Annotated in this window: 15 protein-coding genes and 1 riboswitch; of the genes, 10 read left to right on the forward strand and 5 right to left on the reverse strand. The window is 47.9% G+C overall.

Translation table 11 applies throughout. The features are described from left to right. Positions 1-338: 338 nt before the first annotated feature. From ACXAJH_RS14390 to ACXAJH_RS14400, 3 genes are all read right to left on the reverse strand, one after another. Positions 339-1580: a hypothetical protein gene (locus ACXAJH_RS14390; RefSeq protein ID WP_474994341.1), complete on the reverse strand. Its 1242-nt coding sequence runs from the start codon at positions 1578-1580 to the stop codon at positions 339-341. A gap of 43 nt (positions 1581-1623) precedes the next feature. Beyond that, on the reverse strand, positions 1624-2349 hold the full coding sequence (locus ACXAJH_RS14395) for a CsxC family protein (RefSeq protein ID WP_474967359.1): 726 nt from the start codon (positions 2347-2349) through the stop codon (positions 1624-1626). A gap of 137 nt (positions 2350-2486) precedes the next feature. Next, entirely contained in the window at positions 2487-3248 is a 762-nt protein-coding gene (locus ACXAJH_RS14400; protein ID WP_474967358.1) for a CsxC family protein, read from the reverse strand. 213 nt (positions 3249-3461) lie between these two features. Between ACXAJH_RS14400 and ACXAJH_RS14405 the strand changes: the two genes are divergently transcribed. Together ACXAJH_RS14405 and ACXAJH_RS14410 are read left to right on the forward strand one after the other, a co-directional pair. Continuing rightward, the gene (locus ACXAJH_RS14405; protein ID WP_027955674.1) at positions 3462-4634 is read left to right on the forward strand and encodes a ParM/StbA family protein; all 1173 of its coding nucleotides are present in this window, start codon (positions 3462-3464) and stop codon (positions 4632-4634) included. Positions 4635-4652: 18 nt separating this feature from the next. After that, the gene (locus ACXAJH_RS14410) at positions 4653-5024 is read left to right on the forward strand and encodes a hypothetical protein (RefSeq protein ID WP_474967357.1); all 372 of its coding nucleotides are present in this window, start codon (positions 4653-4655) and stop codon (positions 5022-5024) included. A 77-nt stretch (positions 5025-5101) separates the two neighbouring features. On the opposite strand, the gene ACXAJH_RS14415 is transcribed toward ACXAJH_RS14410, so the two are convergent. Further along, positions 5102-5644 (reverse strand): CotY/CotZ family spore coat protein, encoded by a 543-nt coding sequence (locus tag ACXAJH_RS14415; RefSeq protein ID WP_474994342.1) that lies wholly within the window; start codon positions 5642-5644, stop codon positions 5102-5104. Between the two features lie 155 nt (positions 5645-5799). Continuing rightward, positions 5800-5993, forward strand: a riboswitch (cobalamin riboswitch). A gap of 159 nt (positions 5994-6152) precedes the next feature. Here ACXAJH_RS14415 and ACXAJH_RS14420 point away from each other — a divergent pair. The 8 genes from ACXAJH_RS14420 (at position 6153) to ACXAJH_RS14455 (ending at position 13117) form a co-directional block, all read left to right on the forward strand. After that, positions 6153-6341, forward strand: coding sequence for a hypothetical protein (locus tag ACXAJH_RS14420; protein ID WP_474967355.1), 189 nt, complete (start codon positions 6153-6155; stop codon positions 6339-6341). Between the two features lie 45 nt (positions 6342-6386). Continuing rightward, a complete protein-coding gene (gene mmgD / locus ACXAJH_RS14425; protein ID WP_474994344.1) occupies positions 6387-7496 on the forward strand; it encodes a citrate synthase in 1110 nt (369 codons plus the stop codon). 51 nt (positions 7497-7547) lie between these two features. Then, positions 7548-8987, forward strand: a complete 1440-nt coding sequence (locus ACXAJH_RS14430; RefSeq protein ID WP_474994346.1) for a bifunctional 2-methylcitrate dehydratase/aconitate hydratase — start codon at positions 7548-7550, stop codon at positions 8985-8987. Between the two features lie 17 nt (positions 8988-9004). Next, the gene (gene prpB, locus ACXAJH_RS14435; protein WP_474994348.1) at positions 9005-9925 is read left to right on the forward strand and encodes a methylisocitrate lyase; all 921 of its coding nucleotides are present in this window, start codon (positions 9005-9007) and stop codon (positions 9923-9925) included. An 807-nt stretch (positions 9926-10732) separates the two neighbouring features. Beyond that, positions 10733-11155 (forward strand): hypothetical protein, encoded by a 423-nt coding sequence (locus ACXAJH_RS14440; RefSeq protein ID WP_474994349.1) that lies wholly within the window; start codon positions 10733-10735, stop codon positions 11153-11155. A gap of 197 nt (positions 11156-11352) precedes the next feature. Next, entirely contained in the window at positions 11353-11856 is a 504-nt protein-coding gene (locus ACXAJH_RS14445; protein WP_027955665.1) for a hypothetical protein, read from the forward strand. A gap of 110 nt (positions 11857-11966) precedes the next feature. After that, a complete protein-coding gene (locus ACXAJH_RS14450; RefSeq protein WP_474967350.1) occupies positions 11967-12323 on the forward strand; it encodes a hypothetical protein in 357 nt (118 codons plus the stop codon). Between the two features lie 74 nt (positions 12324-12397). Continuing rightward, positions 12398-13117: a YheC/YheD family protein gene (locus tag ACXAJH_RS14455; RefSeq protein WP_474994350.1), complete on the forward strand. Its 720-nt coding sequence runs from the start codon at positions 12398-12400 to the stop codon at positions 13115-13117. On the opposite strand, the gene ACXAJH_RS14460 is transcribed toward ACXAJH_RS14455, so the two are convergent. After that, the gene (locus ACXAJH_RS14460; protein WP_474994352.1) at positions 13114-14445 is read right to left on the reverse strand and encodes a YheC/YheD family endospore coat-associated protein; all 1332 of its coding nucleotides are present in this window, start codon (positions 14443-14445) and stop codon (positions 13114-13116) included. The two genes, ACXAJH_RS14455 and ACXAJH_RS14460, sit on opposite strands and share 4 nt — an antisense overlap. Positions 14446-14496 lie beyond the last annotated feature (51 nt).

A 14496-nucleotide genomic window follows, 5' to 3' on the forward strand; every position in this document is an offset into this window, starting at 1 on the left:
GCAATCTACTTTTCCCTGACCGCTGCTAACCTATTTTTTTAGTCTGCCGGCATCTGTCCATGCGAACCATCCCTGGAGGACATATAGTAGTAGGGAGTCAGAAGAACCTGTCTCATAGACACCCTTTTTGACTCGGACTCTCAAAGATGACATATGCCTTGGTATCAGAGAGAAATTTCCTCCAGGGCGGCGGCCTGAATCCCGGACATTTCCCCACCACCGTTCGATACGAACAGGCGTCATTCCTCCACCTTCCATCATTGTAGAGAGCACCTTGAACGTGACCATTGAAAAGAGGGTTCCTTCCTGCGGAACCCTCTTTCTTTTTGTTTATCCAGTCAATATTCCCAGACATCCAGACGTTTGAACTGCTGCTGGTAAAGAAACAGCCCCCCATGAAAAACCCCTTGCACGTGAAGGTCACCTTTTCCTAAATCTTCCTGGTGAACCAGGAAGGATACGTTCTCCAGCTCCTTTTCCACCGGAGATGGATACGTTTGATAGATTTCCTTATGCATTTCCGCGCTTTTCGCTGTGTATTCCTTTTCCGAATGGGAAGGGAGTTCAGGAGTGATCATCCCCCCCACTTCCACCGTTTCCTCAAAGGGAATCCGCTTACAGATCCGCTTCAAATCCCCCTGTTCCTGATAATCCACGGATACAGTAAAACACCCGCGCAAAAAGAGAAACGGGTACATAGGAACTGAGATGCGCATATCATGGACGGACCATTCCGTCTTTATAATGTCCCCGGGATGGCAAGGAACAGGAACACTTTCCCGGATTTCCCATTCCAATGGGACATGAGCCAGAAGAACAGGCATTTTCACCGTTTTTTCTATGCTCTGGTCTTTCCATGAATCCGACGAACCATCATGACAGACTGGACAGCTTGAAGAAGAGGATGAAGAAGAACTGGAAGAGGATTCACAGGAAAATAAATCATCGATCCCACTCCCTGAAAAGGGATCTTCGCAGCTTTCGTCCTCTATAACAGAGGAACCAGAACGGTGGTCTTCCGCAGAACGCCGTTCTACAGCCTTCTCCCTTTCATCGGCATCAGAAGATTCTGTGAGCTGCGACATGGCTTTTTGAGAAAAGTAATGACTCTTGAACTCATTGGAGGATTCAGCCATGGCAGAGGCAATATCTCCGAGAATGAGGTAGTCATCTTCAGCTTTAGAAACGAAGGACGCTTCTGCAGAATCCTCCGACTCTTCCAGAAGCGCAGCTATTTCAGAAAGCACACCTTCCTCCTCTACCGGCTCTGGCCTATCATCAAAGAACCCTCCGCTGGATTCATCAAGCATCGAAGAAATTTCAGCGGCAAGGGACGACTTTCGTTTTCTTATTTCACCTTCATTCATCGGTGTGCGGGTATTGTTTTCCACAGCCTTCTCCTCTTCCTCCGGTTTAAACAAGGCCATTTCCTCCTCTTCAATGGCAGAGGAAGGCATAAACAACGGGCCGCCGTCCCTCGTTTCCTCTTCCCACTCCGACAGATGACCGCCCAGGAAACTTCCACGATCCTTAGGATTGACCCAGTGTGTCTGTTGAAAAGTAATGACATCACGTTTCATAGATATGAATGGACGCCTCCCTTCCTCCCTCTGTTCCTATGAATCAATCATCGTTGCTTGTCGATGCGACACGAATCTGCTGTTTCTGCAGGACGTTCACGCAGATATCCAGCACCATCTTCTCCTCTATCTTTGTGAAATATCCTTCATGAAAAGGGGCTTTCCCTGGAAGAGGCATGCGGTCCACTGCTTCATCCCACTCCACAATCCGGCTCGACAACAGTTCACAGTAAGGCAGTTCATTATAAAATTGACTGCTTTCCTGATGATACTGGGAGATATCACTGCTGATATGCTGGTCTTTTTCCGGAAATCCCTCCGGTAAAGACTTTGAGCGGACAAAATCAAATTCCTCCCGTGTATTGTTCTTCGGCATCACCGGCATGGAAAGAAATTCGTGAATTTCCGTCACCTGTTCGAACGGAACATCCACTGTAAAAGAATGAAGGTCGGAAGCAACACTCTTATCCGTCGGCATTTCAATTTCACTGCACGGGCTGGCATATTGGATATTTTTTCGTACGAATCCTTTAATAAACAGTTTTTTAGATGGAAGCAGCAGGCGGCATTGGGTTAAGTGCACGCGCTTCTTAATATCTTTGATCTCAAGCACCGGCTCTGGAAAAGTGATGGTTTCACTGACATGAATCTGAAGCTTCAGTTCTGCGAGTACGACAGGAACCTTCGTCACAATCTTGCCGATACTTACATGCGGTTTCCTTTCACAGTGAAGCTCCAATCCGTCCTCTTCGTTAAACACACCTGTCATTTGTCTGCCCCCTAATCAAAATATACCCACATCGTATGTAGCTGCCCTTCCTGTGTCTGGGCTCTTATCATGGTTTCAAGACATTGGCGGCACAGCAAAAAAAGATGACAGCCCTGATGGACTGTCATCTTTTTCAATTATAGAGCGTCTACGCGCACCTGTTGGTTTTGAAGCACTTTAATGGTGAATCGCACCTGCATTTTTTCTACAATATGGCGGAAGTACGCTTCATCAACCGGGCTGTCGCCAAACGATCCACGATCTGTTGCTTCGTCCCACTCAAGAATCTGACTGGAAACAAGCTCACAGAATGGCAGCTGGTTGTAACCTTGGAAACTTTCCTGATGGAACTGGGAAAGGTCACTGGACAGATACTGGTCTTTTTCCGGATATCCCTTACCAAGGTCCTGCGCTCTGAAGAAGTCATATTCGTCTCTACGGTTGCGAACAGGCAGTTGAGCTGGTGAATCCAATTCGATGGTAGTCATGCACTCAAACGGCACTTTCACAGTAAGGGACTTGATTTCAGATGATACACATTCACCCTCTGTATCATGACAAGGTGTCGCGTATTGAATGTTTTTACGGACATACCCTTTCAGGAACAATGGGAACGGACCTGCTGAAAACTGATCATCATCTCCTGCGGACGTACGCGTAAGCAGACGGCACTGGGTAATGATGACACGCTTTTTAATATCTTTGATTTCAAGTACCGGGTGTGGGAAGGAAATGTTAGCGACGAGGTTAGTCGTAACATTGTAGGCTCCCAGTTCAACCGGAATTCGGACGATACGCTCTCCGCTTGGAGTGATCGCAGTATCCGCACTTGAATTTGTACACTGTTCAATAGAAGCTGATTCATTCAGGTTGACACAGTGACGGTCATTTTTTCTCATGATGTTTTCCTCCTTTATAGTAACCTCACTGTAGTCTATGCTCTATGATTTCGAAGGCATGGTCACTTGCATTAGTATAAACGTGGAACTTTTAAGACAAGTTCCTGTAAAAGATTTATAGAAACGGTCCGCCCAAATCTACCAGAGGCACCTGGGGGAGTACTGGCACAGCCTGGAAAGCTGCGCATATGCTTTAACGTCAGGAGGTAGAAAATGAAAAACGAGCATATTTTCTCTGTAGATATCGGGAACAGCTGGTATAAGATTCTCGCATCAGATGACGGTGGTTTCATGGATTATCAAATCCCGAACGCCGTCGCTTTGTTTGATGAAGAGTTTTATGAAATGCCGTATGACGAGGAAGATGTGGATTATGAAGAAAACATGATTGTGGAAATCAAGAGCCCGGCTATCCAGGACCGACGGAACATTTACTACATCGGCAAGTCAGCGGTGAAACAGAGAAATGTCAGCCTGACTTCTTTTAACAATCAAAAGGTTGATGAAGAACGGACGTACATTCTTCTTTTTGCTGCTGCTGCTTACCACGCCCTGCTCGGCAGTGGTTCAGAAAAGGATGTCGAGTACACGATCGATCAACTGGCGGTTTCCCTGCCGACCACCCAGTACAAGCGGCGGAAAGATACGTTGAAAAACCGCCTCACCGGTACGCATACAATCATTTTCCATAAAGTGCCCGGGATCCGCGAACCGAAAGAAGCCGTGGTAACCCTTCATATTGAGGATGTCATCGTCGGCGCGGAAGGCGCCCTCGCCTATCTGGCTCTTACCCGTGATCCCGAAACGCTCGCCGTCTCCGATGAATCACTCGTGAAAGAATCGGAGCGGGGCGTCATCATTGGAGACCTCGGAGGAGATTCCGTCGACTTTGTCGGTATCAAACATAATAAACCGGTAGCTTCTGTGGAGGGGGAGCCGTTCGGCATCAACCCTTTTCTCGATACCATCATACAAAAAGTAAGCCAGAATGAGCTGTACAGCTTCAACTCCAGATCAGAACTGGAAGAAAAACTGGCACGCGGCCAGTCGGAATGGTATGTAGAACCTTTTGCAGGCGTGAAAAAGGATATCAGCCGCTACATTCTCCCGCAGCTGCGATTGATGGCTGGAAAATACTTGGAGCATTTCGACCGCGTCCGTTCAAGTTCACACGAAATCAAGGGAGCGGCCCGCTACATCGCCGTCGGAGGCGCAGCGCAGATTGCCGAGCGTCAGATTCGTGAAGCTGCTGTGTCCTGGAGTGAAAAAGGACGTCCGATCGAATTGACATTCCCGGAGGAAATGGCCAAATTGAACGTACGGGGGCTGATGATTCTTGCTAAAATGCAGCTCTTCAGTAAAAAACAGACCGCTGACAGGTCATAAGGGCGAGAAGGTGAAACGATGCCACACACCTACCGTGATTACTTCAACGAAACCGTTGTCACCATACCTGAGAAATATATAGACGTCAGGACCGGACACGCGCAGGCTGTCGACGCGGATGTGATGAAAGAACTGGCCTACCACGCGGAAAACAATACGCTCCAGCACTTCCTTCTTTCTGCCCTGCACCAGTACTTATCCGCACCGGCAGCAGGACGCACCTCTGGAGGAGACCCTGTACTCGAAGAGCTCCGCACCATCAAAGAAATGCTCACCAAAGGCGCCTTCCCATCCGGCGCATCAAGCATAACAAGCGTCCCGCCCCTTGCTGGTTCTGCTTTCATCGATCAAAAAGAAATCGAAGACATGTTGGAAGCTTTCGGAGGCTGAATCAGAAAAGCCGGCTGCGGCCGGCTTTTTTGATGGAGTCGATTCAAAGCGACACTCTGTAGGAATCTTTTTTCAGCTTAATGAAGGCGGACAGCCGGGAGACAGGTCACCGCACAAAAGCAGGATAAATCCACAGTGATGCAGATGCCCGTACCTGCCAGATCACGAACTTCTTTTCCATCAATCTGGCTGCATGCCGAGTGTTTCTGTTTTGAATCATTCTTCCAATCCGACTTAAATACAAGCAGTTCCAAAACCGCACACCCATCATGGACATCTTTCACTTTGAAGAGGTACGTATGGATACACTTGAAGGTTTCTTTTTTTGCATGACACGAATACGTTGCCACGCCTGTTCCCTTGAAGGGATCACAGCCGCAGTAAAGAATGACCGGCACGGTATTCTTTTTCTTTACTTTATGATCCCCGAGCAGAGAATCAATGGACTGCTGGCATGACGTGTGGCAGCTGTCTTCTTCCACTCTGTCCTGAGCATAAACAATCGCCTCCAGTACATCTTCCACACAGCTTTTGTAATGCTTTATTTTTTTGGATTTTCCACAGGGGTCTTTATGTTTATGGTCATAACTGTAACTTGAGCTTTCATAATCATAACTCATCGTTTTCACTCCTTATTCATTCAGTCCTGATAGTATACGCCACACATCCCATTCTGTTTGATATGTGCGCCCATACTGTCTTGAATAACTTCCTCCGGAATTTTAAATAAAATTGTTTATTTTCCAAATGTTTGCTATATTGAAAGAGAAAATTGAATAGCGTTGTAGATACAGGTTCCTTTTCTTTCACAGAAGAGGATTAATAGGGAAACCGGTGAAAATCCGGTGCTGTCCCGCAACTGTAAGTGGGAGTGTTCCGTACATACCACTGTCTTCACAAACGAAGATGGGAAGGTTTCGGACTGCGATGACCATGAGCCAGGAGACCTGCCTGTATCAGCAGACATCAAAACCTACGAGGATAGGAGGTGTTAAGTGCGGTCAGATGGTTTCCATATGGGCAGTTTTCTGCCTGTTTGTTTACTTTTCAATACGTATACTTAACAACTTCTAAAAGGAAGTTGTTTTTTTATGGTCAATATTTTGTAAGGGATGAGGTGCATGCCTGTTGGCGTCGCTAAAAGAAGATTTTTTGAACCACTTGAGATCCGGTATCATGCTTTATGTTTGTAGTGGCACGCCACACACACTGGAGGATATGTATGAAGCTCTTCAGGATGGCCTGACGGATAAGGACAACGATCTTGTGCATTTGGAGGAAGCTTACCAACAGGTACTTCAGGAAATGACCGGCTGATCTCACGTTTTTTGTAAGCGTTTACTCAATTAAAGGAGGAACTACATGGATAAAACGACGACGTTTCACCCCGGATTGAACGGGGTGATTGCTGCGGAAACGAAACTTTCCTACCTGGATGTAGAAGCGGAGGAAATCGTCATCCGCGGCTATGATCTGATTGAGCTGGCTGAAAAACAGCAGTACATCGACTTGATTCAACTTCTTCTGAAAGGCCGTCTCCCTGCCCGACCGGAACAGCAGGAACTTGAGAAAACCTTAAAATTAGAAGCCCCTCTTTCCGGCAGTTTGGTTCAACTATTAGCTAAGCTCCCTAAAGACACTCATCCTATGGACGCCTTACGGACGGGAATCTCAGCTCTGGCCGGGTACGATAAAAACCTTGGTGAGCGAAAAAACCTGGAACAGACGATCCTGCGTCTGCTGGCGAAAATTCCAGTGATGACAGCCGGCAGCTACCGCCTCCTACAGGAGAAAAGCATCCTGGAACCTGACCCGGACCTTTCCTACAGTGCGAACTTTTTGTATATGCTGACTGGCCGGGTTCCGGATGAGCAGGAAGCGTCGATTTTCGACCAATCCTTAATGGTGTACAGCGAACATGAAATGCCGAATTCCACGTTCACTGCCCGTGTCATTGCTTCCACCAATTCGGATGTATATGGAGCCCTCACAGGAGCTGTCGCTTCTCTTAAGGGGAACCTTCACGGCGGAGCCAATGAAGCCGTCATGCACATGCTGCTTGAAGGTGGATCTGTCGAAGGTTTTCGGCGGCTGCTGTTGGAAAAGCTCGCCCGCAAGGAGAAAGTGATGGGCTTCGGCCACCGGGTGTATATGAAGAAAATGGATCCCCGCGCCTCCTTGATGAAAGAAGCTCTGCGGAAGCTGGCAGCTGTAAAAAACAGAGAAGACCTGCTTGAGTGCTGTGAAGCAGGAGAAGAGTTAATGAAGGAAGAAAAAGGATTGTATCCGAATCTGGATTATTATGCCGCTCCTGTCTATTATCTGCTCGGCATCCCGATTGATTTGTATACACCGATTTTCTTTTCCGCACGCACGCTCGGCATCTGTGCTCACGTGGCCGAACAATATACGGATAACAAATTGTTCCGCCCACGGGTTCATTACACAGGACCACGGGGACTGCACCCTTAAAGAGCAGCCCCCTCCCTCATCAAATATTTCAAGCAAAGGTGGAGATGGAAGATGAATGAAACGCAAGTGCAGCAGACTGGGGCCGATCCAGTGCTAAGAGAAATTGCTTCCTATGCGGTGCACGGGGAAATTACAAATGAAGAGGCGATGGAAACGGCTCAATACGTTTTAATGGATACGCTCGGGTGCGGATTTTTAGCGCTCCGTTATCCGGAATGCACGAAACATCTGGGACCGATCGTTCCTGAAACGATTGTGCCTGACGGGGCACGGGTTCCGGGGACATCCTATGTCCTTGACCCTGTCCATGCCGCGTTTAACATCGGCTGCATGATCCGGTGGCTCGACTACAACGACACATGGCTTGCAGCAGAATGGGGACACCCTTCCGATAACATCGGAGGCATCCTTGCTGCGGCCGATTATATCAGCCGGACACGCCTCCGTTCGGGACAGGAACCGATGACGATGCATGAAGTCCTCGAATACATCGTGAAGGCGCATGAAATTCAGGGAATTCTTGCCCTCGATAACAGCCTGAACCGGGAGGGGCTTGACCATGTGCTCTTCGTAAAAGTAGCGACAACAGCTGTCGTGACCGCTATGCTCGGCGGAAAAAAGGAAGACGTTACAAACGCTGTATCCCAGGCGTGGATTGATAACTCCAGTTTACGTACTTACCGGCATGCCCCGAACACCGGGTCAAGAAAATCATGGGCCGCCGGAGACGCCACAAGCCGCGGTGTGCGCCTGGCATTGATGACGATGAAAGGTGAAATGGGTTATCCTACCGCCCTTTCTGCTGACGGATGGGGATTTCAAGACGTTCTGTTCAGCGGAAAAGAATTGACTCTTTCACGTTCCTTCGGTTCTTACGTTATGGAGAATATCCTATTTAAAATCTCCTTCCCTGCTGAATTTCACGCTCAGACGGCAGCGGAAGCCGCGATCCATCTGCACAGTCAGGTAAAGGATAAACTGGACGAAATAGAAAAAATTACAATTACTACCCATGAGTCAGCCATCCGGATCATTGATAAAAAGGGGCCGCTCCACAATCCGGCGGACCGGGATCACTGCCTCCAGTACATTACCGCCATCGGCCTCCTGTACGGCGAATTGAACGCCGATCATTACGAAGATGAGACCGCCCGGAACCCGGCGATCGATAAACTGAGAGATTTGATGGAAACCATCGAGGAGGAGGCCTATACCCGGGACTACCTTGATCCTGACAAACGTTCCATCGCCAATGCCGTCCAAGTATTTTTCTCAGATGGGACTTCCACAGACCCGGTTGCTGTGGAATACCCGATAGGTCACCGCAGACGCCGGGACGAAGGCCTTCCATTATTATTGAACAAGTTTCAAAACAATGTAAAAACCCGTTTTTCATTCAAACAGACGAATAAAATATTGAACCTGTGCGAAGATTATGAAGCTCTGACCAGGACGACGGTCCCGCAGTTTATGGACGAATTCCAATTGTGATGAAGGAGGAATGACCGATGACATGGCTCGTACAGACCGCCTCAACACAGAAAGAACGTGCTCAAGTATTTAAACATTTAATGAAAAGCGGGAACCTGTTGAAAATCCCCGGCGCCCATGATGGAATGAGTGCCAAAATCGCGAAGGACCTTGGTTTCCAGGCCCTCTACTTATCCGGAGCCGCTTATACAGCCAGTCAGGCGCTTCCGGATCTCGGTCTTATTTATTCCAATGAAATGGCTGAGAAAGCCCGGGAAATCGTCCGGGCTTCCGACCTTCCACTTCTTGTTGATATCGATACGGGGTATGGAGGCGTGCTGAACGCGGCAAGAGCAGCGAAGGAGATGGTGGAATCTGGAGCCGCCGCTGTCCAGATTGAAGATCAGCTCATGCCTAAAAAGTGCGGCCACCTAAACGGAAAGCAATTGATTCCCCAGGAAGAAATGATGCAGAAAATCCAGGCCATCAAAGAAGCCGCTCCCGATTTAATTGTTGTGGCCAGGACGGATGCCAAAGCGGTCGAAGGAATCGATCAAGCAATCAACCGGGCCCAGTCTTATATAGAAGCCGGAGCCGACGCCATCTTCCCGGAAGCTTTCATAAGCGAAGAGGATTTCAAACGGGCCTCTTCTAATCTGAATGCTCCGATTCTCGCCAATATGACGGAGTTCGGACGGACCCCCTACTACACAGATGAGCAGTTTGCCTCCTTCGGTGCGGACATGGTCATTTATCCAGTTACTTCCCTGCGCGCGGCAGCGAAAGCCTATGAACGGGTCTTCTCTGAAATTATGGAAAAAGGTACGCAGGAGGAGAAGCTTCAGGATATGCAGACGAGACAGGAACTCTATGAAACCATTGATTATTATGACTACGAAGCCTTAGATGAAAAAGTAGCGAAAACCATCCTCCCGGAAATCGACAGCAGAAACAAATAACTCATCCATGGATCTAAACAAGTGTTCCATATCATCATGTAAAACCTGTCCGGTGTTGAACATTTGACCCGGGGACAGGTTTTACATTCACCGCTTAACCGCATCCACCACTTTAAGCTGGTTATCATGAACATTTCCTTTTAAAAAAGCTCTGTTAAAGTCTGTTGTTGTTAATTTAAATGATTACTAAATCGTCTCCGTCTGGAATTAGGGTCCGGTCCGTTGTTTACTCAGAGAATGGGATGGCAGGGAAAACCGTCCGCTTTCCGCGGGGAACGATGAGCCTCCTCGAACTTCGTTCTCCGGGGTCTCACCTTGTTCCTTTTTCCCGCAGGAGTCTACCTGTTTTCCCTGCCATCCCTTTCGTAGTGGTGTAACGGACTTCGGTTATATCCTTTCTAACTACCCTTCTTTGAAGAGGCGGCCTTGGGAATGGCGAGACTCCTGTGGAATGAAGGTACATCGTGAGACCCCGGAAGGCGCAGCCTGAGGAGGCTCACGGTACCCCACGGAAAGGGAGTCATTCCCAAGGCCGCCTCATACAAACCCCATGAGAGAAAGGGGTGATAGGAGCTCACATGTTAAATAACAACACCAAGCAATAACAAAGCTTTTAAAAAAGAAACGGGGGTTTCCTCCCGGACCGGTCCATTATGAATTTGACGACCGGCCACTTTAGTCAAAAAGTCCGTCTTCCGGCGGACTTTGCCTCTTTTTAAGGAGAAGAATGTAGTTTTAGCTTCAAACCTCCTGATCTTTTCTTTTATACTTAGAGGAAGTACAGAAAGAAAGGATAGGAAGCTATTGATGTTATACATATGGAAAATCGAAGAAATCATCCAGCAGACGATCAGCGACCATCAGCTCGATATCAACTGGGCCGCTGACAATCAATTGAAGGCTCCGATGAGCTTTAACGTCTCCAACAATACACTGACCTTTAATTACCTTGAGGTGAACGGCTTCATGAGCAAAGCCCATCTGGGCATCGCAAAGGAATCTTATGTGCAGCTGATGGTTTGTCATGAACTGGGGTATTACCTTACGTTCAAAAAGCATAAGCACGACCTCCGCACACTCATGTACGGGGAAGACGAAGAAATTGCCGCATTGAAAGAAACGATTGAAACGAACGCCTGGGATTACGGACGGACGCTCGTGCCTGAGTCATTGAAGGAGGCGTACGATCAGCTCCGCCGGCAGAACGAACAGCTCCTCCGGGGACTTTGATTGAATCCGTCCATTGGAACTATTCTTTCAGCCGTTTTTAAGGATTATAATAAAATCATCGTGTCGGAATAAAGTTCTTTTCCTATTTTTCTCATCTTTTTAGAGGATTTTTACTTTTTTTGGAGAAATAGTAAACTATAATACTTTGACTGTCACTGCTCTCATTGATTAGGCTTATAAAAAGGATGGTGGATGGTTTGTTCAAGAATCGTATATTCAAGAATATTCTATTCCAATGGATGCCGCATAAGGAACAGAGTGTTTGCGAGCGTAAACTCGTCAAGGCGATCAAGCGCTTGAAAATTGAAGATTTTCATTTCAACTGGGATCGGAACAGCTGTTTTATTGAGTTTTCCTACCAAGGAGAAGTGTACAGACTGGAACATTCGGTGGACAAAGCTAAGGAACGCGGGATTATCTTAAGAAATGGTCTGGACTGTCTGAATGAATTGACCCAGTCTCTGGAAGATCTCGGTGTCATCATCGACCGCGGCATGTACAATTTCGAAACGTGGATCATCGGAATGAGGCAGCCGAAAGCAGGAATATCCGCTGCAGAGTATGAAGAGGAGTTTCATATCCGGTATAAATCATCCGCTCCTAAAGCCCCTTCAGAATTCGCACGCCCTGAGGATGCCGCCGCATTCCGTGAGCCTTTACCTGAATACAACGATCAGGAAAAAAGCTATCAGCGATTTTAAAACAAAGAAAGCCTGAAGGTATCCCCTTCAGGCTTTCTTCATGAATTCTCCCCCCACACAGACACTTCCCTTTCCTTCACATATAGTAGAAAAATAAGGAGGTGTTGATCATGGGGGTCAATACAGGATGCAGCGCAGAATTCTGGGGGGCACTTCAAAATATCCCTCAATGGCCGGAAGCCTATTCCATATGCGACCGTGTGAATACCGTTTTCGATGTCTGCATTTACAAAGATAACCTCAACCTTTTATTCGCTCTCAATCTTCCCATCCCTTCCACCCCGACACAGGAACTGGCTCTGGAAGGAACAGCCGCTCTTCTCAATGCCGCACATCCACTCGTGAACTATCCACTTACCGAAGATGAAGTCATTGCGATTTTCCAGGAAGCTGTTGAAACAGAAAGCTATGAAGAAGCCATCAGCCTGTTCGCTGCCTACAACAACCTCTACTGTCCACTGTCATAAACCAACAGTTTGGACCCATCCCCTGAGTTTCAGGGGTTTTTTTATCATGCGGGTCCGGGAAAGGAACGTATCACATGAAGACGAGCAAGTGGAGAAAATATCAATGGATGAAGCAGTCCGATGACCTCCGCCCTTTTCTGCCGGAAACGAAACGACTCACCCCCGATACAATGGTGGATATGGTGAAGAGACATAAACAGGTCATTTTAAAGCCTGCGCGCGGATATAAAGGCCGGGGGGTCATCCAGCTGTCCGATTTAGGGAACGATTCCTTTGAATGGCACGTGAAGCATAAAAAAATCCGGTCCTCCCGTTTATCCGGACTTTATGAGCATTTTACCAACACGTACAGCACCGGACGTTACTTGATCCAGCAGAAAATCTCCCTCGCTGAAATCGACGGATGTCCGTTCGATTTCCGGGTTATGGTCCAGAGGAAATCAGCGCAGACCGACTGGCATGTAACAGGAAAGCTCGCCAGGGTCGCAGCCGCCCCTTTTATCGCCACCAACTATACAAAACAAATGCTGCCTGCGGAACAAGCCGCATCTGCGGTCATTGGAAAAGCAGCGGCCGTGGACCTTATGAAGCGGATGGATCAGCTCGGTTTACATGCTGCCCACCACATCGCTCCTTATTATGTGGAGCACCGGCTTTTCGGTCTCGATATAGCCATAGATAAGGACGGTCATTTATGGATCATTGAAGCCAATACGAAACCGGATATTGGGATGTTCAGAAATTTACCGGACCTTACTGCCTATAAGACGATCCGTTCCTACAAAAAGGGTTAAGCTTTACCCGAAAATCCGGTCAACGATTTGGCGTAGGCGAGCGGGGAACGGTAGATGCTGTGCTTCAAAGATTCATCCCCGATCCTCACAAGGCTGGCGTGGCCATAGTTGGCATTCACTTCGAGAAAATAAAGATCTCCCTTGTCACTAATGATGAAATCGAGGGCGATATCCCCAAAGTGACCGACGGACTCATCCAGACGGGCGGCAGCCAGCAGACAGGCGGCTTCCACTTTTTTCTCCAGTCGTGCGCGTTCTTTTTTTCCAATTCCGTAAAACTGTTGGAGAGCGTCCGGCCCTTTCATCACTTTTTCGGTATACCTCAAATTGGTGATGACACTTCCCGTCCGGGCGATTCGTCCCACAAAGCCGCGCATCTTCCACGAAGAATCAGGATCTTTTTGAACATAGGCTCTGAAGTCCACTTGTTTTCCATCCATTGCATAAGGAACTCCTTGTTGAATCAGTCCTCTTTTCCTGTCAGGAATATCCGAGAGATACGCTTTCAACTGATCTCCGCTGGAAAATACCTCCTGCTTCTGCTCTCCTTTCAGAACCCTTGTGACGATATAGCGGTTGTCTTTCTTTTTCATTTGAATTATGCCATACCCTTTGGCACCGAACTTCCGTTTCCAATAAACGATGGAATATTGATCCATCAACATCATCAGCCGTTCGTCTGTGGAATATTTTTCTGTATGGGGTACAAGCTTTTCTGTCGCCGGGTCCTGTCTGAGCGCACAGTAAAACCCCCACTTTCCGGCACCTCTTCGATTAAAAAAACGTCCGGAGGTCAAGTCATCCAACAGTCGATAGGTCCGCTCTCCACCGGCACTCGGACGGCTGAACACAGCACTTGGAAAAGGAAAAGTCCCCATACAGAAGCCGTTTTCCACACCGGCAAAGCCATATCCGGTCACCGACTCCCCCTTCGATCGAACTCCATTCCTCGGAAAAACAATGACAAGGCCTTTTAAGTTTTTGTAATCCACCACCCAGCGGCGCATAATCCTTAAGACACTCGGACGGATGTTTTCCAGAGAAGCCCCTCTTAAAATCCCAAGGACCGGACCAAGATGAAAGCCATCTTTTTCAGACATCCATTCAAAGTCAATATCCTCAGGAATGGTCAGACCATGAAGCAGGTCATGGGAAAACTCCACCACATCTTCGTTCACATGGTTGTGGTAAAAGACAGAGGTGCTCCGCTTCCAAAGACCAAGGTGAACATCCAAAGAAGTCCCCCCCTCCCGGCCCAGCACTTCTTTCATAGAAGGATGGAAAGCAACGGACGCCCGGCTCAGCTCTGCATTCTTTTTTATAAACAAAGGGCTCCCTCCAACTTGTAAAAACCATCGTAGTAAAAGTTAGTCACACGC

This window comes from Halobacillus sp. ABD4_316 (genome assembly GCF_056161385.1).

What these genes read in the sequence shown, in the direction of transcription:
- ACXAJH_RS14455 (WP_474994350.1), top strand. Translation starts at nt 12,398, where the DNA reads ATGAAGACGAGCAAGTGGAGAAAATATCAATGGATGAAGCAGTCCGAT.
- ACXAJH_RS14405 (WP_027955674.1), top strand. Translation starts at nt 3,462, where the DNA reads ATGAAAAACGAGCATATTTTCTCTGTAGATATCGGGAACAGCTGGTAT.
- ACXAJH_RS14415 (WP_474994342.1), bottom strand. Translation starts at nt 5,644, where the DNA reads ATGAGTTATGATTATGAAAGCTCAAGTTACAGTTATGACCATAAACAT.
- ACXAJH_RS14395 (WP_474967359.1), bottom strand. Translation starts at nt 2,349, where the DNA reads ATGACAGGTGTGTTTAACGAAGAGGACGGATTGGAGCTTCACTGTGAA.
- ACXAJH_RS14430 (WP_474994346.1), top strand. Translation starts at nt 7,548, where the DNA reads ATGAATGAAACGCAAGTGCAGCAGACTGGGGCCGATCCAGTGCTAAGA.
- ACXAJH_RS14410 (WP_474967357.1), top strand. Translation starts at nt 4,653, where the DNA reads ATGCCACACACCTACCGTGATTACTTCAACGAAACCGTTGTCACCATA.
- prpB (WP_474994348.1), top strand. Translation starts at nt 9,005, where the DNA reads ATGACATGGCTCGTACAGACCGCCTCAACACAGAAAGAACGTGCTCAA.
- ACXAJH_RS14450 (WP_474967350.1), top strand. Translation starts at nt 11,967, where the DNA reads ATGGGGGTCAATACAGGATGCAGCGCAGAATTCTGGGGGGCACTTCAA.
- mmgD (WP_474994344.1), top strand. Translation starts at nt 6,387, where the DNA reads ATGGATAAAACGACGACGTTTCACCCCGGATTGAACGGGGTGATTGCT.
- ACXAJH_RS14390 (WP_474994341.1), bottom strand. Translation starts at nt 1,580, where the DNA reads ATGAAACGTGATGTCATTACTTTTCAACAGACACACTGGGTCAATCCT.
- ACXAJH_RS14440 (WP_474994349.1), top strand. Translation starts at nt 10,733, where the DNA reads ATGTTATACATATGGAAAATCGAAGAAATCATCCAGCAGACGATCAGC.
- ACXAJH_RS14400 (WP_474967358.1), bottom strand. Translation starts at nt 3,248, where the DNA reads ATGAGAAAAAATGACCGTCACTGTGTCAACCTGAATGAATCAGCTTCT.